The sequence below is a fragment of the Streptococcus sp. DD04 genome (genome assembly GCF_001578725.1).
GTDB lineage: Bacteria > Bacillota > Bacilli > Lactobacillales > Streptococcaceae > Streptococcus > Streptococcus sinensis.
The window spans coordinates 74895-75884 of the sequence record NZ_KQ968978.1; the positions used below are offsets into that span (position 1 = coordinate 74895).

The 990-nt window shown below is 40.8% G+C and carries 1 protein-coding gene; it reads right to left on the reverse strand.

Annotated elements, in window-relative coordinates:
- Window positions 1-5: 5 nt before the first annotated feature.
- Entirely contained in the window at window positions 6-653 is a 648-nt protein-coding gene (locus STRDD04_RS05480) for a metal-dependent transcriptional regulator (protein ID WP_062200038.1), read from the reverse strand.
- Between the last annotated feature and the right edge of the window lie 337 nt (window positions 654-990).

The window sequence follows — 990 nt, forward strand, 5'->3', positions numbered from 1 at the left end:
TCATTTTAAAGTTTTTCAATATAAATCTGCTTGGCAATCATGGAGTTGACCTGAATCTCTTGCCCATCAACTTTGAGGACATAAAGCTGGGCAAAGGAGTCATACTGAAGAAGGGTAATGGTCTTGCCTAGCTGAAGACCATGCTTTTCTAGATAAATGAGAAGATCAAATTCATCGTGGACCCGAGTGACAAGATAGTCTCCAGGCTCAGAGGCCGCTTCTAAGGTGAGATTGTTTTTCTCTACCAAAAGCTCTCCCTTGGCTGGAATCGTACCGCCGTGAGGACAGGTTTCTGGGAAATTCAGCATGGCATCCAAACGTTCAACAAAACGATCTGAAACAGTATGTTCTAGGACTTCGGCTTCTTCATGGATTTCATCCGTTGTATATCCCAGATGGTTGACGAGGAACACCTCAATCAGGCGATGCTTGCGGTAAAGTTCGGAGACTAGTCGGAGTCCTAAATCGGTCAGCAGATAGCCAGCCTTTTTGTCCTTTACCAGCAAATTTTCGGCCAGCATTTTCTTGATCATTTCGGTCACGGCTGGAGGAGAAACTTGCATAAGCTGAGCGACCTCTTTATTGGTAATTTTTTTAGCATAGGTGCCAATCTCATAGATACATTTGAGATAATCTTCTTTATTTGGGGTCATTTTCAGTCCTCCTAGCCTTTCTATAACTAGTATAACAAAAATTGTGAAAAGAATACAGTTCGGGGGCTGACAGGGCAAGGAAGTGTTGCTGTTAGTTAAGTGAAAAGTAGAATTCGAGAGCAGGAGTGACACTGCTCGATTTTTTTCAAGCTAGTTCAATTTTTACAAGAGGCTTCGGCTCTGGAAAATAGAAAAGTCGAAGCAAAAAATACTGTTAGAAAATAAAGTTTGGAACGAGATTACTTCAATCTTTTTTATGCTAACAACGGTCAAGATTGAAAAAACATGAAAACATTTTCTCTTAAAAAGTGCTCAAAACCGCTTGACAAAAGGATTC

Bases quoted from the DNA above. Each gene is read 5' to 3' on its own strand.
- STRDD04_RS05480 (WP_062200038.1), bottom strand. From the start codon at position 653: ATGACCCCAAATAAAGAAGATTATCTCAAATGTATCTATGAGATTGGC.